General features: G+C 64.4%; 14 protein-coding genes. 6 read left to right on the top strand and 8 right to left on the bottom strand.

Annotated features, from left to right (window positions below; all coding sequences use genetic code 11):
- Positions 1–119: 119 nt before the first annotated feature.
- The 3 genes from NDY25_RS15405 to NDY25_RS15415 all read right to left on the bottom strand — a co-directional run bounded on the left by NDY25_RS15405 (position 120) and on the right by NDY25_RS15415 (position 5,131).
- Positions 120–1,040 carry an N-acetylmuramoyl-L-alanine amidase-like domain-containing protein gene (locus NDY25_RS15405; protein WP_233366476.1) on the bottom strand — a complete coding sequence of 307 codons (921 nt, stop codon included), beginning with the start codon at positions 1,038–1,040 and terminating at the stop codon, positions 120–122.
- Positions 1,041–1,074: 34 nt separating this feature from the next.
- Entirely contained in the window at positions 1,075–3,720 is a 2,646-nt protein-coding gene (locus NDY25_RS15410; protein WP_168958255.1) for a hybrid sensor histidine kinase/response regulator, read from the bottom strand.
- A 238-nt stretch (positions 3,721–3,958) separates the two neighbouring features.
- Positions 3,959–5,131 carry an OprO/OprP family phosphate-selective porin gene (locus NDY25_RS15415; RefSeq protein ID WP_168958256.1) on the bottom strand — a complete coding sequence of 391 codons (1,173 nt, stop codon included), beginning with the start codon at positions 5,129–5,131 and terminating at the stop codon, positions 3,959–3,961.
- A gap of 286 nt (positions 5,132–5,417) precedes the next feature.
- On the opposite strand from NDY25_RS15415, the gene NDY25_RS15420 reads away from it, so the two are divergent.
- Together NDY25_RS15420 and NDY25_RS15425 are read left to right on the top strand one after the other, a co-directional pair.
- On the top strand, positions 5,418–6,764 hold the full coding sequence (locus NDY25_RS15420; protein WP_168958257.1) for a dicarboxylate/amino acid:cation symporter: 1,347 nt from the start codon (positions 5,418–5,420) through the stop codon (positions 6,762–6,764).
- Positions 6,765–6,963: 199 nt separating this feature from the next.
- Positions 6,964–9,273: an NADP-dependent malic enzyme gene (locus NDY25_RS15425; RefSeq protein ID WP_104549774.1), complete on the top strand. Its 2,310-nt coding sequence runs from the start codon at positions 6,964–6,966 to the stop codon at positions 9,271–9,273.
- A 481-nt stretch (positions 9,274–9,754) separates the two neighbouring features.
- Here the strand turns inward: NDY25_RS15425 and NDY25_RS15430 are convergent, their stop codons facing one another.
- Entirely contained in the window at positions 9,755–13,153 is a 3,399-nt protein-coding gene (locus NDY25_RS15430) for a GH92 family glycosyl hydrolase (RefSeq protein WP_168958258.1), read from the bottom strand.
- A 340-nt stretch (positions 13,154–13,493) separates the two neighbouring features.
- Here NDY25_RS15430 and NDY25_RS15435 point away from each other — a divergent pair, with 340 nt between their 5' ends.
- Genes NDY25_RS15435 through NDY25_RS15445 form a run of 3 tightly spaced genes read left to right on the top strand, consistent with a single transcriptional unit; the run spans position 13,494 to position 16,129 of the window.
- The gene (locus tag NDY25_RS15435; RefSeq protein WP_006451050.1) at positions 13,494–13,691 is read left to right on the top strand and encodes a zinc-finger domain-containing protein; all 198 of its coding nucleotides are present in this window, start codon (positions 13,494–13,496) and stop codon (positions 13,689–13,691) included.
- Positions 13,692–13,701: 10 nt separating this feature from the next.
- Complete coding sequence (locus tag NDY25_RS15440; protein WP_168958259.1) at positions 13,702–14,814, top strand: glycosyltransferase; 1,113 nt, start codon at positions 13,702–13,704, stop codon at positions 14,812–14,814.
- A complete protein-coding gene (locus tag NDY25_RS15445) occupies positions 14,795–16,129 on the top strand; it encodes an O-antigen ligase family protein (RefSeq protein WP_006451052.1) in 1,335 nt (444 codons plus the stop codon). The genes NDY25_RS15440 and NDY25_RS15445 overlap by 20 nt, the downstream gene beginning before the upstream one ends.
- Positions 16,130–16,320: 191 nt before the next feature.
- Here NDY25_RS15445 and NDY25_RS15450 read toward each other — a convergent pair whose 3' ends face one another.
- On the bottom strand, positions 16,321–17,241 hold the full coding sequence (locus NDY25_RS15450; RefSeq protein WP_168958260.1) for an LpxL/LpxP family Kdo(2)-lipid IV(A) lauroyl/palmitoleoyl acyltransferase: 921 nt from the start codon (positions 17,239–17,241) through the stop codon (positions 16,321–16,323).
- A gap of 76 nt (positions 17,242–17,317) precedes the next feature.
- Between NDY25_RS15450 and waaA the strand changes: the two genes are divergently transcribed.
- Complete coding sequence (waaA, locus tag NDY25_RS15455) at positions 17,318–18,634, top strand: lipid IV(A) 3-deoxy-D-manno-octulosonic acid transferase (RefSeq protein WP_168958261.1); 1,317 nt, start codon at positions 17,318–17,320, stop codon at positions 18,632–18,634.
- Positions 18,635–19,253: 619 nt separating this feature from the next.
- On the opposite strand, the gene NDY25_RS15460 is transcribed toward waaA, so the two are convergent.
- The 3 genes from NDY25_RS15460 to NDY25_RS15470 all read right to left on the bottom strand — a co-directional run bounded on the left by NDY25_RS15460 (position 19,254) and on the right by NDY25_RS15470 (position 22,086).
- Positions 19,254–20,627 carry a TolC family outer membrane protein gene (locus NDY25_RS15460; RefSeq protein ID WP_168958262.1) on the bottom strand — a complete coding sequence of 458 codons (1,374 nt, stop codon included), beginning with the start codon at positions 20,625–20,627 and terminating at the stop codon, positions 19,254–19,256.
- Between the two features lie 20 nt (positions 20,628–20,647).
- Positions 20,648–21,304: a protein-L-isoaspartate O-methyltransferase family protein gene (locus NDY25_RS15465; RefSeq protein ID WP_168958263.1), complete on the bottom strand. Its 657-nt coding sequence runs from the start codon at positions 21,302–21,304 to the stop codon at positions 20,648–20,650.
- 128 nt (positions 21,305–21,432) lie between these two features.
- Positions 21,433–22,086, bottom strand: a complete 654-nt coding sequence (locus tag NDY25_RS15470; protein WP_006451155.1) for a TetR/AcrR family transcriptional regulator — start codon at positions 22,084–22,086, stop codon at positions 21,433–21,435.
- Between the last annotated feature and the right edge of the window lie 216 nt (positions 22,087–22,302).

The following is a 22,302-nucleotide window of genomic DNA, read 5'->3' on the forward strand; positions in this document are numbered from 1 at the left end:
GCACTGCAGCGGTGCTCGGCTCCCACGCGCGTCGATGCGGCAGTCGCGACGCGTGCGGTAGCTGCGGCCAGAGATGCCGCCGGGCGCTGGCGCTTATCGAGCCTGGCGGTGGTGCGTGGTCACTTCTTGGCCCGATAGACAATGATGCCCGGGGTTCTCGCGACATACTCCATGAACGGAGAGTCCACGACTTTCATGTTTTCCTTGCGGGATGAGGCGTTGCGCAGCATCGGACCCTTGTCGGTCATGATGAAAAACCCGACGTGGGTGACGTCCAGCCCAGCCAGAGGCGTGTAGATGCCGATGTAGTCGCCGGTGCGAAGCCGGCTGACAACCGTGCTGTCGACGCGTTCGGTGGGAATGTAAGTGATGGTCCGGTCAACCACCGGCAGTCCTGGAAGATAATTGCTGCCATCGGCTTTTCGGTTGAGCGTTTTGGTGACGCTGACGGCATTGGGGCTGACCACTGCGGTGATATCGGTGGCGAGTTCGTACGGTCTGTTGGCCCAATCGGTGAAGAAATGCTTGCGATGGGTAAAGCTGACAACGCCCTCGACGTAGCGGGTCAGCACCAGGTGATTGACGAAATCCTGCTGTGAGTAAGCCTTTCGCGCGGCCTCGACGTAGTCCAGATAAGTGAGGCAGTCCAATCCGGTGAAGTCGATGATCAGTTTCTCTGGCGTGGTGGCCGAGCCCTGCAAGACATGGTCGCGGTAGGGCGTGCCTAGAAATTCTGCCGAGATCGCGTCGATCAGGTGGCCCGGGCTTAATCCCCTATGGTTTGAGGCCTGATCCACCACGGCATTCAATTTATTGACCGTGTAGGGATCCATGGTCGCGCGCGATGGGGGCGCTGGCTGCGTGACGCCGGAGGACGTTTCCGCCTGCGCTGGAAATCCCCCTGCGCAGCTCGCAAAGAGCAGTGACATCAGCAGCGGTAGCGTTGTCTTGAACATCGCATTTCCAGCTTTCGGGGGCAGGCTGAAATGGTCGAGCAGATTATGAGTTGCTGCACCAGCGATCACGAAGCCGTGCTGCACGATCCGAACGTGGCATGTGTGGCCACGGGCAGCATCACCCACGCCGCAGCAACATCTGCGTCACCAGCGCACGCAGTGCCGGCGGGCGCACTGGTTTGGACAACAATCCCCAGCCCAGGTCCAGCGCATGCTCGCGCAGCGCGGGATCGGGTTCTGCGGTGACTAAAATTACGCGCGGTTCGCGTTGCCAGCGTTGCACCAACTGCGGCAGCAACATGGGGCCGTAGTGCTCGCCCATGCGCACGTCCAGCAACAGCAGTTCCGGCACCTCGTCGGCGTTGGCGGCGGCCAATGCATCGTCGGGGCCACCGGCAAAATCGACCCGGCATTCCCAGCGTTCGAGCAAGACGCGCGTGGCTTCGCACAGGCGTGGCTCATCGTCCACGCACCAGACGCGGCAGCCGTGCAGAATCGGGTCGTTGGCGTTTTCTGCAGTGGTGGTGGGCGGCGGCAATTGCTTGGCGATGGCGGCACGCTCGCCCAGCGGCAGCGTTACCGAAAATACGCTTCCGCTCCCCAGCGTGGAGTGCAGGCCGATGCGGTGACCGAGCAGGCGGCCGATGCGTTCGACGATGGCAAGCCCCAGGCCGGCGCCGCGATCGTTGGCCACGCCGTCGTCCAGACGGCGGAATTCTTCGAAGATTTCGTGTTGCAGTGTTTCGGGAATGCCGGGCCCTTGATCGTGCACTTCGATGCGCAGCCAGCCGCCACGGTGACGACAGCCGATCAGCACCCGCCCACGCGGGGTGTAGCGGATGGCATTGGAGAGAAAGTTCTGCAGGATGCGCCGCAGCAGGTTTTCATCGCTCAACACCACCGCCGAGGTGGGCACCCAATCCAGCACCAGGCCGCGGTCTTCGGCCAGGATGCCGAACTCGCGTGCCAGCGTTTCCAGCAACGGGGCAATGGCGAAATCGCGCACCTGGGTTTTCAGGCTGCCCGCTTCCAGCCGCGAGATATCCAGCAGGCTGTTGAGGATGGCGTCCTGCGCGGCCAGCGCGCCTTCGATGTTGTCGACCACGCGCGCGCTGCCGGTCTCGCGCACCTGGCCACGCAACACCGAGACGAACATGCGCGCGGCGTTGAGCGGCTGCAGCAGGTCGTGCACGGCCGAGGCGACGAAGCGGGTCTTGTAGCGATTGGCGCTCTCGGCCTCGCGCTTGGCGGCGGCCAGGTCGCGAGTGCGTTCGGCCACGCGGTGTTCCAGCGCGTCGGCCAACGAGCGCAGTTCGCGTGCGGCATTCTTGTAGCTGGTGATGTCGGCGTAACTGGTGACGAAGCCGCCATCGGGCAGCGGATTGCCGCGGATTTCCAGCACCGTGCCGTCTTCCTTCTCGCTCTCGCGCATATGCGGTTTGCCGCTGCGCAAGTGGTTCAAGCGGCGCTCGATCGCCGCTTCGATCGGTCCGGGACCGAGCAGGCCGCGGCGTGCGTTGAAGCGGAACAGGTCTTCGATCGGGCGGCCGATCTTGAGCAACTCGGGCGGGAAGCGGAACAGTTCCACGTAGCGCGAATTCCACGCCACCAGATTGAGCGCATCGTCGATCACCACCACGCCTTGCGGCAGGTGTTCCAGGCTGCGGCTCAAGCCCGCATTGGCCTGCTGCGCGGCGGTGACCACGCCATCCTGGGCGGTGCGCAGTTCTTCGGCGTGTTGTTGCAGCAGTGTTTCCAGTTCGTCCCGGCTGCGCTGACGCAAAGCCGCCAGCCGCCGCCGTTGCTGCACGAACAACCACAGCAAGGCCAGTGCCAGCCATGCACCGGCGGCGGCAATCGCAGCGGCGCGCCCGGCCGCCGCGCTGGCGCGGGTGTCGTGCAGCAGATGCAGGCGCCAACCGCTTTCGGGCACCTCCAGGGTCTGCCACAACACCGGGCCGGCGAGCGCTGGCTCGCGCACCTCGGCCAATACGCCGCCGTTGCCGGTCTGCTCGATCAGCCGGCGCCGCAGCGGCAGCAATCCCTGGTCGGCGTATTGGCGGGTGCTCTGCAATTCGCTGCGATCGCGCAGGCTCAACGGTGCCAGCATGCGATAGCGCCACTCGGGGCGGCTGGCCAGAAACACCACGTCGTGCGCATCGGAGGCCAGCACGATGTCCGGGGTCTGCAGCCATTCGCGTTCCAGTGCGGCCAGCGCGATCTTGATCACCACCACGCCCTGCACCTGGCCGGCAGAGTCGACGATCGCCTGCGAGAGGAAATACCCCGGCTCGCTGGTGGTCATGCCGATGCCGTAGAAGCTGCCGCTGCCGGTGGCCAGTGCCTGCTGGTAATAAGGGCGGAACGCGTAGTCCACGCCCACATTGCTGCGCGGCGCGCGCCAGTTGCTGGCCGCCAACGCGATACCACTGCGGTCGATCACCGTCAGCGTGGACGATTGGGTGACGTTGTTGGCGCGTTCGAGTTTGTCGTTGAGCTGTTCCACCTGCGCGGCCGACAACGGCCCGGACACCGCAGCGCGCAACTCCGGGTCCAGCGCCAGAATCTGCGGCAAGGTGCGATAACGATCGATACGCTGCTGCAAGGCCTGCGCATACAGCTGCAGCTGACGCCGCACGGTGGCGCTTTCGTCGCGCAAGGCGTTCTGCTCGACAAAATGCCCGGCCGCGAACATGGCCACCAACATGCCGCCCAATACGATGGACAGCGTGAACAGCAGGCGGCGGCGTTGCGAGGCGTACATGCGGCAAGTATGGCGGTGCGCCGGTATATCGCGCAGCTATCGCCGTGGATATCCGCACCGACGACAGCCCCACATGACCACCAAACAAGCCCCCGACAAACGACTGCGGCCGCATCCTCGGAAGGATGCGGCCGCATAGGCACACACGCTGGTGTGCGTTACAGCATCACTGCGTTGAAGCGGCCAACCAAGGCAACGCGCGGCCAATCAGGCCTGCGTTGCCTCTGCTCAACAGCGCTTAAAACTGCACCTGCGCACGCAGTTCCATCACGTGCGGGGTCTCATGCACGCCATTGCGCGCGGAATCCACCCAGCTGTAGTTGGCCTGCATCTTGAAGTGGCTGGTGAGGTACCAGTTGGCGCCAATGGTGGTGTCGTGCTGGCGGCCGCCGTGGACGTTGTTGTCCTCCAGATTCAGACGGCTGTAACGGGCGGTCAGCTCGACCGCGCCGTAGTCGTGCGCCGGCTTGATATTGCCCGGGACGCCGCCGGCATAGGTGCGCGACTCGCCGGTCAGCGACCAGGTGCCGTAGAGGTACTGGCCCTGCGCGATGAAGTGCGGCTGGCCGGCATTACGCGCCACTTCGGCACGCAGCGCTTCGCTCTGCAGCGAGAACGGGCCGTGGATCCACACCGCTTCCACGCCGGTACGGATCACGTGATCCACATCGAGGATGGTGCCGGTGTCGATCAGACGCACGTCGGTCAGGCCGGCTTCCGGGCGGGCACGCAGGCGCACGCGCGGGCTGAAGGACACGCCGCGGCCGTCGCTGAAGCCGCGCGGGTTTTCGACCGAGCCGGCGATACCCAGATGCAGCACGTCGCCTTCGGCCTTGAACGGGGTCCATGCCGCATGCACGGCCTGGGTGGTGCCCGGGTTGTCGCCCTGCAGATCCTGGCCGCCGTACGCGCCGGCCTGCAGCAGGTACTGCTGACGCTCCAGCGTCCACTCCACACCGGTGCGGCGGCCCTGGAACACGGCCTGCACCGGCAGGCCCAGTTCCATGAAGCTGCCCGCACGCGAGCTCTGCACCGCTTCCAGACCCACCGGCACCTTCATGTAGCCCAGCCGCACGCGACCGTAATCCTGGCCCAGCAGCGCCTTGGTCTCGAAGCGGAAGAACACGTCCAGCCACAGCTTGGCTTCGAAGTCGAAATACACCATGGCGTCGTAGGCGCCCTTCTTCTTGAGGGTGGCGCCGAATTCCTTGCGGCGGAAGTCGGTGCGGTCTTCCAGGCGGTCGTCGCCGGAGAAGTTGTTGTCGTCGTAGGCGTAGTTGCCGGTCAGACCCAGCTCGGTGCCATCACCGAAGGTGTACTTGGTCGGCCAGTTTTCGATCGAGGTGGCCGCATTGGCGGCAGCGGGCGCGGCGGCGATGGCCAACGCAAGAACGAGCGGATTGAGGCGCATAGGAATGATCTTCGGCAATGAGAAGGGGCCGGGCGTCCTGCCATGGCGGTCGCAATGAACAGCTTCAGCAAGCGCGCAGGTTCCGGGCATCGAACGCACAGGGAAACGTTGTCTGTGTTAAACGAAATTAACGGCCGGCGGTGGCGCCGCTGAAGTGTAAGACGGCGTTCAGCCCGCGGACAGTGCGTAGTACCAATGGGCTATCGGCCCTGGCTGTGACGTGCGGCCAGAATGCGTGCACCGGGTGCCTGCTCAGGCGCCCTCTATGTTCCCTCGGAGTGGTGTCATGCACATCAGCAAGCCTGCCGGCCCGTTGCCGGCGTCCGTCCCCTTCTACCGCCAGCTGTACTTCCAGGTGGTGGTGGCGATCGTCCTGGGCGCCTTGCTCGGCCATTTCGAGCCGGCCTTCGCCGAAAGCCTCAAGCCGTTGGGCGACGCCTTCATCAAGCTGGTGAAGATGATCATCGCCCCGGTGATCTTCCTGACCATCGTCACCGGCATCGCCGGCATGACCCATCTCAAGACGGTGGGCCGGGTGTTCGCCAAGTCGATGGCCTACTTTTTGTTCTTCTCCACGCTGGCGTTGATCGTGGGCATGATCGTGGCGCACGTGGTGCAGCCCGGCGCCGGCATGAACATCAACCCGGTCGAGCTGGATCAGAGCGCGGTCAACACCTACGTGCAGAAGTCGCACGAGCTGAGCCTGGTCGGCTTCCTGATGGACATCATCCCGGCCACGCTGGTCAGCGCCTTCGTCGATGGCAACATCCTGCAGGTGCTGTTTGTGGCGGTGCTGTTCGGGATCGCGCTGGCCCTGGTCGGCGAGCGCGGCCGCCCGGTGTTGAGCTTTCTGGAAGCGCTGACCGCCCCGGTGTTCCGTCTGGTGCACATGTTGATGAGGGCCGCGCCGATCGGTGCGTTCGGTGCGATCGCCTTCACCATCGGCAAGTACGGGCTGGAATCGCTGGTCAATCTGGCCTGGCTGGTGGGTTCGTTCTATGTGACCTCGCTGTTCTTCGTGCTGGTGATCCTGGGCATTGTTTGTCGCCTGTGCGGCTTTTCGGTGCTCAAGCTGATCCGCTATCTCAAGGCCGAGCTGCTGCTGGTGCTGGGCACCTCCTCGTCGGAGTCGGCACTGCCGTCGCTGATGGAAAAGATGGAAAAGGCCGGCTGCGAGAAGTCGGTGGTGGGCCTGGTGGTGCCGACCGGCTATTCGTTCAATCTGGACGGCACCAACATCTACATGACCCTGGCCGCATTGTTCATCGCCCAGGCCACCAACGTGGACCTGACCCTGGGCCAGCAGATCACCTTGCTGGCGGTGGCGATGCTCAGCTCCAAGGGCGCGGCCGGCGTGACCGGTGCCGGCTTCATCACCCTGGCGGCCACGCTGTCGGTGGTGCCGGACGTGCCGGTGGCCGGCATGGCGCTGATCCTGGGCGTGGACCGCTTCATGAGCGAGTGCCGCTCGCTGACCAACTTCATCGGCAATGCGGTCGCCACCGTGGTGGTGTCGCGCTGGGAAAATGCGCTGGACCGCGACCAGTTGAAGCTGGTGCTGGATGGCGGTTCGCCGCCGCTGCAGGCGCCGGTGGCCTCGACCGACGTCGTCGCCCCGATCAGCGCGCGCTGATTCTTCCTGCGGCCCTGTATTCCGCCGGTGATGCCGGCGGGATACAGGGCCGTTTTCGCTTTGAGCCAGACCCCGGCCGCAGCGCACGACGCGCTGCAGCATGCAATCTCCCTGCCGCGCTGACAGCTGCGCGACAGGCCCTTGTTCAGGCAGGAGGGTAGAATTCAGCCCTCCTGCGCCTTCGAGACTCACACAGCCGATGTCCAACGACGACTTCAAACAGGCCGCCCTCGACTATCACCGCCAGCAGCCGGCCGGCAAGATCAAGGTCACCGCGACCAAGCCGATGCTGACCCAGCGCGATCTGTCGCTGGCGTATTCGCCGGGCGTGGCCTTCGCCTGCGAAGCCATCGTCGAAGAACCCACCCAGGCCAGCGAGCTCACCGCGCGCGGCAATCTGGTGGCGGTGATCACCAACGGCACCGCGGTGCTGGGCCTGGGCAACATCGGCCCGCTGGCATCCAAGCCGGTGATGGAAGGCAAGGGCGTGCTGTTCCAGAAGTTCGCCGGCATCGACGTGTTCGACATCGAGATCAACGAAAACGACCCGGACAAGCTGGTCGACATCATCGCCAGCCTGGAGCCGACCTTCGGCGGCATCAATCTGGAAGACATCAAGGCGCCGGAATGCTTCATCGTCGAGCGCAAGCTGCGCGAGCGCATGAATATCCCGGTGTTCCATGACGACCAGCACGGCACCGCGATCATCGTCGGCGCGGCGGTGCTCAACGCGCTGGTGGTGACCGGCAAGAAGATCGAAGAGGTCAAGCTGGCCACCACCGGCATGGGCGCGGCCGGCATTTCCTGCGTCAACATGCTGGTCTCGCTGGGCCTGAAGCCGGAGAACATCCTGGCGCTGGACCGCGACGGGGTGATCCACACCGGCCGCACCGATCTGGACCCGGACAAGCAGCGCTACGCACGCGACACCGACAAGCGCACCCTGGCCGAAATCGTCGAGGGCGCCGATATCTTCCTGGGCCTGTCGGCGGCCGGCATCCTCAAGCCGGAAATGGTCGCCACGATGGCGCGCCAGCCGGTGATCTTCGCGCTGGCCAATCCCAATCCGGAAATCACCCCGGAAACGGCCAAGGCGGTGCGTCCGGATTGCATCATCGGTACCGGCCGTTCGGACTACCCGAACCAGATCAACAACGTGCTGTGCTTCCCGTACCTGTTCCGCGGCGCGCTGGACGTGGGCGCCACCGGCATCAACGAAGAGATGAAGATCGCCTGCGTCAAGGCAATTGCGGCGATGGCACGGCGCGAGGCCTCCGACCTGGGCGCTGCCTACGGCGGCGAGACCCCGAGTTTCGGCCCGGAGTATCTGATCCCGCGCCCGCTGGACCCGCGTCTGCTGGTGGAGTTGTCTTCCGCGGTTGCGCAGGCGGCGATGGATTCGGGCGTAGCCACGCGGCCCATCGACGACATGGAGGCGTACCGCGACAAGCTCGGCCAGTTCGTCTACCGCACCAGCCTGATGATGAAGCCGGTCTACGACCGTGCCCGCGCCGACAAGCAGCGCGTGGTGTATGCCGAAGGCGAAGAAGAAGTGGTGTTGCGCGCGGTGCAGAACGTGGTCGACGAAGGCCTGGCCTTCCCGATCCTGATCGGCCGCCCGGACGTCATCGAGGCGCGTATCGAACGCATGGGTCTGCGCCTGACCGCCGGGGTGGACTTTGAAATCACCAACATCTACGACGACCCGCGCTTCAACGAGTATTGGCAGTATTACCACGCACTGACCGAACGCCGTGGCGTAACCGTCACTGCCGCCAAGGAACTGATGCGCTCGCGTCCGACCTTGATCGCCGCAGTGATGGTGGCGCGTGGCGAGGCCGATGCGATGCTGTCCGGCGTGGTCGGTCGCTTCCACAAGAAGCTGGGTTACGCGCGTAGCGTGATTCCGCTGGAACCGCGGGTGAGCTCCACCTCGGCGATGACCGGTGTGATCAACCAGCTGGGCGTGTTCTTCTTCCTGGATACGCATGTGCAGGAAGACCCGACGGTCGAACAAGTGGTGGAAGCCACGTTGCAGGCCGCGTATCGCCTCAAGTTGTTCGGCATCGAGCCCAACATCGCGCTGCTGTCGCACTCCAATTTCGGCAGCCACGACTCGCGCGATGCCTTGAAGATGCGTGCTGTGCGCGAAGCCCTGCTCAAGCGCAAGCCCGAGCTCAACATCGACGGCGAAATGCAGGGCGACACCGCCTGGGACGAAGCGCTGCGCAAGCAGATCATGCCCAACAGCACGCTCAAGGGCCGCGCCAACCTGTTCGTGCTGCCGAACCTGGAAGCGGCCAACATCGCCTACAACCTGGTGCGCGTGTTCACCGACGGCGTGGCGATCGGGCCGATCCTGATGGGCATTTCCAAGCCGGTGCACATCCTCACCACCAGCGCCACCTCGCGCCGGGTGATGAACATGACGGCGATTGCGGCGGTGGATGCGCAGATCCGCAAGCAGCGTGATGCGGAAAAAGCGGTAGCCGATAAGGGGAATGGTTGAGAGATCGGTTGCTGATAAAGCAACGATAGGAAAGGCAGCGGCTGAGGCCATGAAAAGCGACGGCTGAGCAAGCAATGCTTGAAAGCCCCTCTCCCCCCGGGAGAGGGGTTGGGGTGAGGGTACGGTTTCTCCGGTTAGTGCCAAGCAAACGGCTGTCAGTCGCTGGCTTCGGTGAGGGGCATCAGCGCGTCCGGGAATCGGCTCTTCGGCTCGGTCAGACATCCTGTCTGACTCGCCGCCGCGGCACATCCGTGTGCCGCTCTCCGCCAATCCCCGGCCACGCTGCCGCCTTGGCGAGTCGTTGACATGATTTAGTCAAGACAAGCGAATTCTCCGTCGTGGTTTCCGTGGCCTGCGCGATTCTCGATGACAGCAGCAGAGCTTGTGCTGCATAACTGCGCGAGAGCAACTTGCGCCTGTCTGAGTGCGGCAAATGGTAATGCCATACCAACGCGACGATGGATAGCGTACAGCGCTAGCTTCAACGCACCGCAGGCGGCACGCCAAGCAACTCAATCTCCGCCAGCTGCACTTTCCCAGGCGCGCTGAAGCGCAGTCGATATTCCACATACGCTCCAGGCCGAGCAATCCGAAACGGCCGCGTCTGCAACGGCCAATCGAACGCTTCATCACGACGCTGATCAATCATCGTCCAGGCAGCACCAGGCGCACGGGCTTCCAACGTCCACCCAACTGCAGAAATCGCCGCATTGCCGCTGGTCAGTGTGTAGAGCGTCGGCGTAACGCGCGCAATGCCGCTGAGCGTCAGCGTCAGCGTCGATTTCGATTTCGATGTCGATGTCGATGTCGATGTCGATGCAACTGCAGCGACCGTTCCCGCATCGTCGTCATGCAACGCAGCGACATCGCCACCATTGTCCAGCGTAATGCGCGCGGTGTCTCCGAGCAGATCCTGCAGCGGGGCAGGGCGTTTTCCGGGAGCAGTCAGCGACGGCGGCACATCGTCAGGCCCGGTGCCCCAGCGCGACGGTGTCGGTCCCATCACGAAGTCCAGCGTCGCGCCCTTTGCAATGTCCACATGCGGCAACCAGGTCTTGCGCCAGGGTTTGCCGTTTACCCTGAGCGATTGCACATACACGTTCTGCGGCGAATTCTGCGGCGCATTGACAGTCAGTGTGCCGCCATTGGGCAGACGCACGCTGGCATGCGTGAACAGCGGCGAGCCGATCACATACTCCGGTGCGCCCATGCGCAGCGGATACAGCCCCAGCGCCGCGAACAGATACCACGCCGACATCTCGCCGTTGTCCTCATCGCCGGGATACCCCTGGCCGATCTCGCTGCCCAGATACAAGCGCGCGAGGATCTCGCGGGTAATGCGCTGTGTCTTCCATGGCTGCCCGGCGTACAGATACATCCACGGAAGATGGTGCGCGGTCTGATTACTAGGCGCATACATGCCCATGCGCACGTCGCGCGCCTCGGTCATCTCGTGGATGGTGTCGCCATACGAGCCGGCAAACCTGGCTTCGGCGGTTTCGGGCGTGGCAAAGAATGTATCCAGTTTCGCGGCCAGTCCCGCGCGCCCGCCATACAGCGTGGCCAGGCCTTCGCCATCGTGCGGTGCGGTGAATGCAAACGTCCAGCCGCTGGATTCGGTGTAATCGTTGCCCCACACGCGCGGGTCGTACTGTGCAGCGTCCACACGCCAATGGCCGTCCGGCGTACGGCCCTGGAAGAAGCCGATCGACGGATCGAACAACGCCGAATACCCGGCTGCACGATAGCGAAAATACAGCGCCTCGGTCGCGTAACGCTCGCGCGCTGTTGCCGTCGTCGCCTGCTTGGACAACGCATCGGCCATGTTGGAGATGCCGAAGTCGTTAAGCGCGCCTTCCATCGACCACGACATGCCTTCGTGCGTGTCGGTATCGGCGTAACCGCGAAAGGTGGAACGCGCCATGCCTTTGCGGCCGACGTGGCGATCCGGCGCCACCACGGTCGCATTCTTCAGCGCGGCAACGTACGCCTCGGTCGGGTCGAAACCCTGCACGCCCTTTAGCCACGCATCGGCAAACGCCACATCGGAACTGGTGCCCACCATCAGATCGGCGTAACCGGGCGAGGACCAGCGCGCCACCCAGCCACCTGCACGCGATTGCTCCAGAAAGCCCTGCACGAATGCGCCGGCATCGTCGGATGCGAACAACGCATACGCCGGCCACGCGGTGCGGAAGGTGTCCCACAAGCCGTTGTTGACGTAGATCCGGCCATCGCGGATCGGCGCGAAACTGCGCGTCGCGCTGCCATCGATGTTGGTGTCCGACCAGCTGCTCTGGCTGGCGTAACGCCAGTCCGGCGCCGTCGCACTGCCGACGTTTTCATGGCCGGAATTGGGATACAGATGCAGCCGGTACAGATTGGAATACAGCGTGGTCTTCTGGTCGGCAGTGGCGTCGGGCACGTCGAAGCGACCCAGTAATGCGTCCCATGCATCCTGCGCACGCGCGGCGATTTGCTCGAAGGTTGCCTGCGGCGCGATCTCCAGTGCCAGATTGCGCTTGGCCTGATCGAGCGAGATCAGCGAAGTGGCGATGCGCATCTGCACCTGCCGCGTGCTGCCCGCATCGAACTTGATCCAGCCGGTGGGCCGGCCGGTGTCGCTCAGGCCGTTGTTTTTCCATGGCGTATCGAAGCTGGCATAGACATACATGCGCGTCGCACCGGTCGACAGGCCGCTACGCACATCGGTGTAGCCGGAGAGCGTCTGTGTTGCAGCATCCAGGTGCAATCCACCGCGCGCGTCCACATTGTCGAACAGCAGATTGGCATCGCCCTGCGCCGGGAAGCGAAAGCGGAACAGCGCTGCATGATCGGTCGGTGCGATCTCGGCCTGGATTCCGTTGTCCAACTGCACCGCGTAGCGATACGGTCGCGCGATTTCAGTGTCATGCGAGAAGGCCAGGGCGCGCTTGCTGCGATCGGCCTCCGGCGCTCCCTTACTCAGCGACGGCATCACCTGAAAGGTCTGGCGGTCGCCCATCCACGGACTCGGCTGATGGCTGAGCGACAGCGCCTGCAAGCGCGGGCGGTTGTCCGCAGCGTTGTGTTCGTTCCAGCGATACAGCCAGGTCAGCGTTCCCGCATCGGTCACCGGCGTCCAGAAGTTGAAGCCATGCGGCACTGCGGTTGCAGGGAAATTATTGCCGCGCGAGAACGTGCCGTTTGACTGTGTGCCGCGCGTGGTCAGCACCCAGTCCGAAGGACGCGTTGCAGGAGTGAGCGGCACATCGGCAATGGCGATATCGTCGATCCAACCGGCACTGGCCTCACCTGCAGGCGGCGCAACCTCCAATTCGATCGCCACCACGCGGCGCCCACGTAAAGCGGCCACGTCCCCCAGCCGCACCGCCTTGCGCGCCCATTGCTGTGGATACAGCGTCTTCGAATCGCCTTGCGCATGCGCACCAAGTGCGACGCCATGTTGATCCTGCGCGGCGCTGGCAGACATACGCGTGCCGTCGTCCAGCAACAGATCCAACGACACATAGGTCGAGGCCACGTGATCGCTGCCCACACTTTCCGGCAATACCAGCCACGACAGCGTCGTATCGGGGCCTATCAAACTATCGCTACTAAACAAGGTGCGTCGCCCGCCCGCACCACGGCCGTCATACCGCAACGCATGCGCACCGCTGTAACCGGCGTTCGGCTTGGCTGCATACGGCGCAGCCGGACCCGTGCCGATTGCCATCTGCACATCGCCTGCCGCAGCGCTGACCGGCAAGGGCTGCCCCTCTTCGAACGAACTCGAAAAGCCGGTCGCCGCCCCAACCGGCAGTGGCGCGACGCAGGCCAGGACAACGGCAATCGAGAACAACGAGCCACGCGGACGCAGCAGAACGACAGGCGAGGTCACGTGGTGATGTCTCCTTGGCTAGCGACGTAGCAGGGCGTGTACGGTTGACGGATGTGCGCGGTCTTTGCAGATCACCCAATCTGATCCCGATGCGCAATTGCCCAGCGATGATAATCGCGATGTTCCGGCGTTGTGGCGTTGTGGCGTGGTGGCGTGGCGCTGCCGCGCCGGCCGCGGCGGGGCAGGTCATTGCCGGACCAGCCACAGCGCCATCCGCTTCCGCCGCCCGGCCTCCCGCCGAGACCAGCGCAACCCCAACCCACCCAGCCCGGTCAATGGGCCGATCACCACGCAGGCTGCTAGAATCCGCGCTCTGCCTTGCCTTTACGATCGTGCCGCCATGAGCCAGACCGCCACCGCGCCCGCCAATGCCGAATCGCGCTACACCGTGCACCGCGGCGATCTGCCGCTGAGCTGCCCGACGCCGCAGATGGCGCTGTGGAACTCGCATCCGCGTGTGTACCTGCCGATCGAAGACGAGCCCAACTGCGAAGCCAAGTGCCCGTATTGCGGCGCGTTGTTCGTGCTCGCCGACTGATCCTGGCCGGATGCACCGCCTGACCGTGGTGCAACTGCTGCCGGCGCTGCAGTCCGGCGGCGTCGAGCGCTCCACCCTGGAAATCGCCGCTGCGCTGGTGCGCGCCGGCCACCGCGCCGTGGTGGTCTCTGCCGGCGGTCGCCTGGTCCAGCCGTTGCTGGAGGTGGGCGGCGAACATCTCACCCTGGAGATCGGGCGCAAGTCGCTGCTGACCTTGCGCCACGTGGTCGGCCTGCGCCGGCTATTTGCCGAACTTGGTGCCGACATCGTGCACGCGCGCTCGCGCCTGCCGGCCTGGCTGGGCTGGTACGCGTTGCGCGGCATGCCGCAGGCCACACGGCCGCGCTTTGTTACCACGGTGCACGGGCTCAATTCGCCCAGCCGCTACAGCGCGGTGATGACATACGGCGAACGGGTGATCTGCGTCTCGCAGACGGTGCGCGAGTACGTGTGCACCCACTATCCGCAGACCGACCGCGCGCGCTTGCGCACCATCCCGCGCGGTGTCGATATCGCGCAGTTCCCGCGTCGCCCGCACCCCGATCACCGCGCACGCAAATGGGTGCAGACCCTGTTGCCCGGTTGGCCGGCCGACGCCCCATTGCTGTTGCTGCCCGGCCGCGGCACGCGCCTGAAAGGTCATGCCGACGGCCTGCAATTGCTGGCCGACGTGCGCGCTGCCGGCGTGCCGGCCTGGTTGTGGCTGCCGGGCGCGCGCGAGCCGGGCCGCGAAGCTTATGTGCGCGAGCTGGAAGCCGAGGCTGCCAGACTGGGCGTGGCCGAGGCGGTCGCCTTCACCGAGCCCACCGCACGCATCGCCGAGGCCTATGCGGCCAGCGATCTGGTGCTGCAGCTCTCGCGCAAGCCCGAAGCGTTCGGCCGCACCGTGGTGGAGGCCTTGTCGGTGGGCCGGCCGGTGTTGGGCTGGGCACACGGTGGTGTCGGCGAGTTGCTGGCCGAACTGCAGCCGGCCGGCGCAGTGCCGGCGTTCGATGCCCAGGCGCTGAGCACTCAGGCACTCAGCATGCTGCAGCAGGCGCCGACACCGCCAGCTGCGCTCCCCTATACGTTGCAGGCCATGCAATCGGCCACCTTGAAGGTCTATGACGAACTCCGCCGCTGAGGCCATCCCACCCGCGCCCACGTTGACGCCCGATGCCGGTCGCTGGGCACCGCTATGGGTGATCCTGTTCGTGGCGCTATGGCCCACGCCCGGGCTGGCCGAAACGGTGTTGTCGCTGGGCGCAGTGTTCGCCGCTTATCGCCTGTTGCATGCGCGTTTCCGTGGTGGCACGCGGTTGCTCAGCGGCGCGGCGTGGGCGCTGACCAGTGTGTTGTTCTTCGCGTACTGGTTGCCGCAGATGTTGTCGGCATTCGATGCGGTGGACGTAGGGCGCGCGCTGCGTAAATCGGCCACCGATCTGCGCTATCTGCCTTTCATGTGGTTGTGCGCGATCGCGGTGGCCAATGCGCAGCGCCGCCGGCGCACCTTCATCGGCCTGGCGGTGATCGGCGGGGTGTGGACGCTGGACGCACTGCTGCAGGCCGCATTCGGCAGCAGCCCGTTGTTCTTCGGCCTGGATCAGATCAAGCAATTGATCAGCGGGCATGGCCTGTGTACGGCGGAAGAATTGGCACTGGTCGACCGCCTCAGCGGCGTGCTGGGCCCGTGCAATCTCAAGTTCGGGCAGACCCTGGCCAGTCTGTCGCCGTTCCTGCTGCTTGCGCTCGGGCGGCGCACTGCGTGGGCGTGGGCGGGCGCTGCGGCAGCTGTTGGCGTGGTGCTGGTATTGGCCGGTTCGCGCGCCTCGTGGATCACCTACGGCGTGATCGTGCTGCTCTCCGGCTGGCAGTTGCTGGGCGGCCGTCGGCTGCTCGCGGTGGCGGTGGTCGGCGCGCTGTTGGCCGTTGGCGTGGTGGCGATGGCACCGCAAGCGCGCGAGCGCATCCAGCGCACCGCGTTGGCCTTCAGCAATGGCGAACAAGGCGTCGACCAGGCCTTGTCCGGGCGTGCGCAGATCTGGGGCGCGGCGCTGTGCATGATCCGCGCGCATCCGCTCAACGGTGTGGGCGCGCGCGGGTTCCGCCAGGCATATCCGGCCTGCAATCCGGCACCGGAACAAGCGCCGGCATGGGGCGGTGGTCCGGCCTTCCATGCACACCAGATCGTGCTGGAAATTCTTGCCGAAACCGGCGTCATCGGGTTGCTGCTATGGCTGGCCGGTGCGGCGCAGGCGTGGCGCGCGTGGCGCTATTCCAGCGTTGCGGCGCGTGAGCAGGCACGTCCGGCGATGATCGCGTTGGTGGCAACGGTCTTTCCGCTCAACACGCATCTGGCGTTCTATTCCAGCTTCTGGGGTGGCCTGAGCCTGATGCTGGCCGGCTTGTATGCCGGTGCCTTGCTCAACGACGACGCAGATCAGCCACCGTCGCGATAGGCGTGGCGCTCAAGACGATTGCGCCCAGCGCCAGATTACGCACGGCAGACGAGGATCGCGCGTCAATTGCAGTTGCTTACGCGACGTGCGCACTCATCCCTACGATCACTCGCGACGGACTCCTGGCTGGTTCTGTAAACCAAGGCAGTCATCTGCGAACGCATGCGTGACGCAGCTGCGCTGCATCTACATCACCGATAGAAATCGCTGCGCCCGCCCGGCTGGCGTTTGAAGCGCCGATGGATCCACAGGTACTGATCCGGCGCCTCGCGCACCATGTCCTCGATCGCCGCATTGACCTGCGCGGTATCGGCGATCACATCGTCGGAGGGAATGCCTGCCAGCGGCGGTGCGATCTTGAGGATGTAGCGGCCGCCTTCGCGCCGATGGAAATACGGCACCACCGCGCAACCGGTCAACCGCGCCAGCTGGTGCGTGGCGGTAATGGTGGAAGCCGGATGCCCGAAGAACGGCACAAACACGGTGTCCTTGCCGCGCATGTCCTGATCCGGCGCATACCACAGAAAGCCGCCGCGCTTGAGATGCTTGATGGTGGCGCGAAGATCCTCGTTGGCGAACATGTGCGTGGCATAGCGCAGCCGCCCGCGTTTGACCGCCCATTCGAACACCGGGTTGCGATGCTTGCGGTACATGCCGGCCAGCGGCACGTGATCGCACAGCAGCCGCCCGCACATTTCCAGCGTCATGAAGTGGCCGGACACCAGCAACACGCCGCGCTTCTGCTCCTGCAGACGCTGCAGATGCTCCAGCCCTTCGATCTGCACGCCCGGACGAATGGCATCGATACTGCCCCACCAGGCGCGCGCGAATTCGAACAGGCCCACGCCCAGCGCATCGAAACTATCGCGCAACAGCCGCGCTCGCCAGGCATCGTCCTGCTCGGGAAAACACAGTTTGAGATTGACCTCGGCCGCGCGCCGACGTGTGCCCGCCAGACGCAGCGTGAGCCAGCCGACCCCGCGGCCCAACGCCCGTTGCAGCATCCAGGGCAGGCGCCCGGCCAGCATCATCAATGCAAGGCCCAGATACATCGGCCAGTGCTTGGGGGTGCGCAGGGAAGGGCGGACGGCGACGTTGGCGGGTTCGGACATGGTCTAATTCTAAGTGATTGCGTGCGCCGGGCAGCGTGCACATGCGCACGTGTGGGCGCTCCCGTATCCTGCACGCATGCGGAAAGACCCGATCGAATGGCTGTTGCGCGGGCTGTACTCGGCGCTGTTGTACCTGTTGCTGCCGGTGACGGTGTACCACCTGGTATGGCGCGGGTTTCGCGTGCGCGAATACTTCAATCGCTGGAACGAGCGCTATGCGTCCTACACGCATGCCTGCGGTCGCCCGCGCGTGTGGGTGCATGCGGTATCGGTGGGCGAGGTCAATGCCGCCGCGCCGCTGGTCAATGCCTTGCGTGCGCAGCGTCCGGATATCCGCTGGGTCATCACCACCATCACCCCCACCGGCTCCGAGCGCGTGCGCGCGGTGTGGGGCGATGCGGTGGACCATGTATATCTGCCCTACGACGTGCCCGGCAGCGTGGGCCGGTTCCTGGAGCATTTCCGCCCGCGGTTGGCGTTGATTCTGGAGACCGAGCTGTGGCCGAACATGTTGTTCGGTTGCCGCGACCGCAACATTCCGGTGTACATCCTCAACGCGCGGCTGTCGGCGCGTTCGCTGCGCGGCTATCGCGTGCTGGCACCCTTGATCAGCCGGGCACTGCGCACCGTCACCTGCGTGGCAGCGCAATCGCACGACGATGCCGAGCGTTTTCTCACGCTGGGTGCGCGCCCAGATCAAGTGATCGCGCTGGGCAATCTCAAATTCGATATCGCCGCGCCCGCACAGTTGCAGGCCCTGGTCGCGCAGTTTCATACGCACGTGCCGGCAACGCTACCGGTGTGGATTGCCGCCAGCACGCACGAAGGTGAGGAGGCGGCTGTGGCCGACATCCATGCGCGCCTGCTACTGCAATTTCCTGATCTATTGATGTTATGGGCGCCGCGGCATCCCGAGCGTTTTCCCAAGGTCGAGGCGCTGGCGCGCGAACGTGGTTGGTCGGTGTCCACACGCAAAACCAAGCAGTGGCCACAGGCGCGCGACAAGGTATTCGTCATCGATACCTTGGGCGAGCTGATGAGTTTCTATGCCTGCGCGCAGGTTGCCTTCGTCGGCGGCAGTCTGCAGCCGATCGGCGGGCACAACCTGCTCGAACCGGCAGCGGTTGGCACGCCGGCGGTGACCGGCCCGCATCTGCATAATTTCTCGGAGATCTCGCGGCGCATGCGCGAGGCCGACGCGGTGACCATCTGCGAAGACGCCGACAGCGTGTATCACTATCTCGCGCGTCTGCTCGGCGACCCGGCCCAGCGCGAGGCGATGGCTGCCGCAGGCCTGGCGCTGGTCGCCAACGGCAAGGGCGCAGTGGCACGCACGCTGGTGCAGATCGCGCCGGACCTGCCGCCGGTGGTCAGCGAGGGTGTGGCGTCCTGAAGATGTAGCTGCGTTCGCTCTGCATCGTTGCGGTGAAACTGTGGCAGTCATGCTCAGTCACATCATCAAGCCACCTTGGAGCTGCTAACAAGACGTAGCGATCGCGCAGTCGGTTTGTTAGCCGTTTTCGGCGTCATCTGGAGAGTCTCAAGCCACATTGGTCGAGCGAGCGGTGAGGACACCGCACCAGACAGTTTGCTGTTCGCTTTGAGAAGAGCTAAGCACACCGACCATCTCGACTGGTCCTTGCCCGCCCACCGTTGCGGGACCTTACGCGGCATGGATGCCGCGTAAGAGCCTACATGGACGTACTTGCGGCGTGTCCCGCGATGGTGGTCGGGCAAGGGCCCTACAGCCAAGCCGCAGATCAGCCGCTCTGCCTTGCAGCGTGTCCCGCGATGGTGGTCGGGCAAGGGCCCTACAGCCAAGCCGCAGATCAGCCGCTCTGCCTTGCAGCGTGTCCCGCGATGGTGGGGCGGGCAAGGGCCCTGCAGCCAAGCCGCAGATCACCCGCTAATGCGGCAGTCATCGCAGGTATCGCACGCAGCCAGGTACGCGCTTGCATCGGACATAAAAAGGCGGGCCTTCGCCCGCCTTTTTAGTCACCTATCCGCTCGCCTTACTGCAGCGAACCACTGCCTTGCAGCTTGGACTCGGCATCCTGGGACAGCAGGCGGTTCACATCCTGCAGATCAGTGATGTCGAGCTTGCCGATCGCCTGGCCCAGCAGCAAACGGTTCTGCAGGAAGTTGTAGCGTGACTGCGCATAGTTCAGCTGCGCCTGGAACAAGGTGCGCTGGTTCTGCACTACGTCCAGCACGGTGCGCGTACCGACTTCCAGACCCACCTGCGACGCGTCGTATGCGGCCTGTGCGGAGACCACGGCCAGACGACGTGCTTCCACTTCGCTGATGCCGGCGACCACGGTCTGATACGCATTGCGCGTGTTGCGATCGAGTGCGCGCTTCTGCTGCTCGTAGGTATCTTGCTGGATATCGCGCTGCGAGAGTGCTTGACGTACTGCGGACTGTGTTGCGCCGCCGGCAAAGATTGGAATTGACACGCTGATGCCGATCGAATCGGTATCGATGTCGCGGCCTTGGGTCGTAAACACACCGCTTTCCGCAGCCCCTGTGCCCCAGCTATTGCTGCGTCCCACGCTGCCGGTCAGATTGACGGTGGGCAAATGGCCGGCACGTGCTGCGGTAATGCTGGCCTCGGCCGCGCTGACCTGCAATTGCTGCGCCTTCAACGCCGGGTTGTCTGCGATGGCAGTCGCCACCAACTGGTCGACGTCACTGTAGGCGGCAGGCACCTCGGGGCGAAACTCTTCCGGCAGTGCACGTAGACCAACTACCGGCTGGCCGGTCAACTCGGTAAGTGCTTGGTAGTAGTCCTTCAGCGTGTTGCGGGCGTTGATCGTATCTGCACGCGCCTGGTCGTACTGAGCACGCGCTTCATGCACGTCGGTGATCGGGGCCAGGCCCACTTCCAGGCGTTTGTCGGCGTAGTCGAACTGCTTCTTGGCTGCGGCTTCGTTGGTCTCTGCAGCCGCCAGCGACTCGATGCCCACCAGGACCTGAAAATACGCCGCCGAGGTGCGGGTGATCAGGTCATTATTGGCAGATGCCAGTGTGAAGTCGGCTGCCCTTGCAACTTCGCGCTGAGCGCGCAGGTTGGAGAACTGCGCCCAATTGAAGATCGTCTGGGAGCCTTGGATTTGGCTGGAGCGCGACGAGGTGGTTATGCGGCCATCTTGGCCTTCGATTTCGCGGTGGGATTTACTGTAGTCGTAAGCACCGTTGAGCTGCGGCAACAGCGCCGCACGCGCCTGTACCTGTCCCTCCCGATTCACCAGCCGCGTGGACTCGGCCACTGCCAGCTGGGGATCGCCGTTGCGGGCCATTTCGTAGACCTGCAGCAGATCGGTGGCATGTGCTGCCATCGGAGACAGGGCGGCGGCCAGGGCCAGAACGAGGGATCGGCGGATCATCGGGGAAGCTTCCTTGGGAATCAGAATTGGAATCGGGGCGTCGGTGCCGCGCCCTGAAGATAGGCGAGGTCGGTTTCGAATAACGATTCGATGCGCGGAGCGTTGACGTCGCCACGCACCAGGACTGCTTCCATCACCGGTTCGTGACCACGCACGACAAACAGCCGGCCATTCGGGCGCAACCACTGCAGCCACTGGGTCGGTAGCGTGTCGACTGCGCCGGTGATGCAGATGGCATCGAAACGACGCTCGCTCTGCCAGGCGAACACGTCGGCGGTTTCGATGCGGACGTTGCTGCCCAGGCCGGTGCTGTCCAGATTGGCGCGTGCGGCGGTGGCCAGTGCCGGATCGATCTCCAGGCTCACCACTTCGCGGGCCAGTGCGGCCAGGCAGGCGGTGGAAAATCCACTGCCGGTGCCGATTTCCAGCACGTCTTCGCCCGGCTGCAGATCCAGCGCCTGCAGCATGCGGCCTTCGACCACTGGCTTCATCATCTTGTGGCCGGCCGACAGCGGAATTTCCACATCGACGTAGGCCAGGGTCTTGTAAGCCTCTGGCACGAAGGCCTCGCGCGGCAGGCGCGCCAGCACGTCGAGCACGCGCAGATCCAGCACATCCCACGGCCGGATCTGCTGTTCGACCATTTTTTCGCGGGCTTGGGAGAAATCGATCGTCATTGTGCGGCTATCCAACGCAGTGGGGCAGGCATTTTACCGGTGCGCGAGGCAACTGGCGCATCTAGCATCGCCGCGCGCGGCCAAAGCACGCAGTGCCGGAAGTCATCGCCACCAACGTCTCGGTGCAATCAGCGCGGCGCATACGCCCTCAAAAAGAAATCCACACTGGCCTGAATGTGCTCGTCCACCTGCGCGCGGGTGGGCTGACCATGCAGGCCGCACATCATCAGCGCATACAGCTCGCCTTTGAGCAGGCAGAAAAACTGTGAAGCAGCGCGCTCCAGCTCGGGGATTTCCAATTGGCCATCGGCGACCCGCGCCGAGAGGAAATCCGCCAGTGCCTGTTGGGTGCGCTTGGGGCCGGCATCCCAGAACATTTCGCGCACATGCACGTCGCCGGTACCGGGCGCCATCATCATGCGGTGGGTGGCGATCGCCGAGTCGGCGCTGACCATCGTAAAGAAGGCATTGGCGATTTCGATCAGCTGGTCGCGCAAGTTGCCTTTGGGGGCGTGGTCGAACAGATCGTCCGGCATCATGTGTTGGCATTGTGCACGGATCGCTTCGGAAAACAGGCTTTCTTTGTCGCCAAAGTGACTGTAAACGGTCAGTTTGGAGACGCCGGCGGCTGCGGCGATGCCGTCCATGCTGACCCCTGCAAAGCCCTGCTCCATGAACATGGTGCGGGCGGCGCCCAGGATGGCGGCGCGTTTCCCAAGATCCTTGGGACGCCCAGGACCGTTGCTCTTGGTCTTGGACTTGAGGGGGGGCGAACTGGACATATCGCCAATACTAGACCATCGGGTTCTATATTTATACTCGGCGCCTATGGAATGCATTGAAGCGCTCATAAACTGTGGCGTCTGCCCCGCCACCGATGCTGAGCGTCGCGCACCAGCTTGCTTATCGCCGTTAATTGTTTCATCTGAATGACTCCCGGTGTCATTACTCGCCTGGCCGCTGTAGGGGATCCCCCTAGGGCGCTGAAAAAACCCCGG

Origin of the sequence: Xanthomonas hortorum pv. pelargonii (assembly GCF_024499015.1) — a bacterium.
In the GTDB taxonomy this organism is placed as follows: Bacteria; Pseudomonadota; Gammaproteobacteria; order Xanthomonadales; family Xanthomonadaceae; genus Xanthomonas; species Xanthomonas hortorum_B.

Coding starts and splice junctions, on each gene's coding strand:
- NDY25_RS15410 (WP_168958255.1), bottom strand. CDS start 3,720: ATGTACGCCTCGCAACGCCGCCGCCTGCTGTTCACGCTGTCCATCGTA.
- NDY25_RS15415 (WP_168958256.1), bottom strand. CDS start 5,131: ATGCGCCTCAATCCGCTCGTTCTTGCGTTGGCCATCGCCGCCGCGCCC.
- NDY25_RS15420 (WP_168958257.1), top strand. CDS start 5,418: ATGCACATCAGCAAGCCTGCCGGCCCGTTGCCGGCGTCCGTCCCCTTC.
- NDY25_RS15425 (WP_104549774.1), top strand. CDS start 6,964: ATGTCCAACGACGACTTCAAACAGGCCGCCCTCGACTATCACCGCCAG.
- NDY25_RS15435 (WP_006451050.1), top strand. CDS start 13,494: ATGAGCCAGACCGCCACCGCGCCCGCCAATGCCGAATCGCGCTACACC.
- NDY25_RS15440 (WP_168958259.1), top strand. CDS start 13,702: ATGCACCGCCTGACCGTGGTGCAACTGCTGCCGGCGCTGCAGTCCGGC.
- NDY25_RS15445 (WP_006451052.1), top strand. CDS start 14,795: ATGACGAACTCCGCCGCTGAGGCCATCCCACCCGCGCCCACGTTGACG.
- NDY25_RS15450 (WP_168958260.1), bottom strand. CDS start 17,241: ATGTCCGAACCCGCCAACGTCGCCGTCCGCCCTTCCCTGCGCACCCCC.
- waaA (WP_168958261.1), top strand. CDS start 17,318: ATGCGGAAAGACCCGATCGAATGGCTGTTGCGCGGGCTGTACTCGGCG.
- NDY25_RS15460 (WP_168958262.1), bottom strand. CDS start 20,627: ATGATCCGCCGATCCCTCGTTCTGGCCCTGGCCGCCGCCCTGTCTCCG.
- NDY25_RS15465 (WP_168958263.1), bottom strand. CDS start 21,304: ATGACGATCGATTTCTCCCAAGCCCGCGAAAAAATGGTCGAACAGCAG.
- NDY25_RS15470 (WP_006451155.1), bottom strand. CDS start 22,086: ATGTCCAGTTCGCCCCCCCTCAAGTCCAAGACCAAGAGCAACGGTCCT.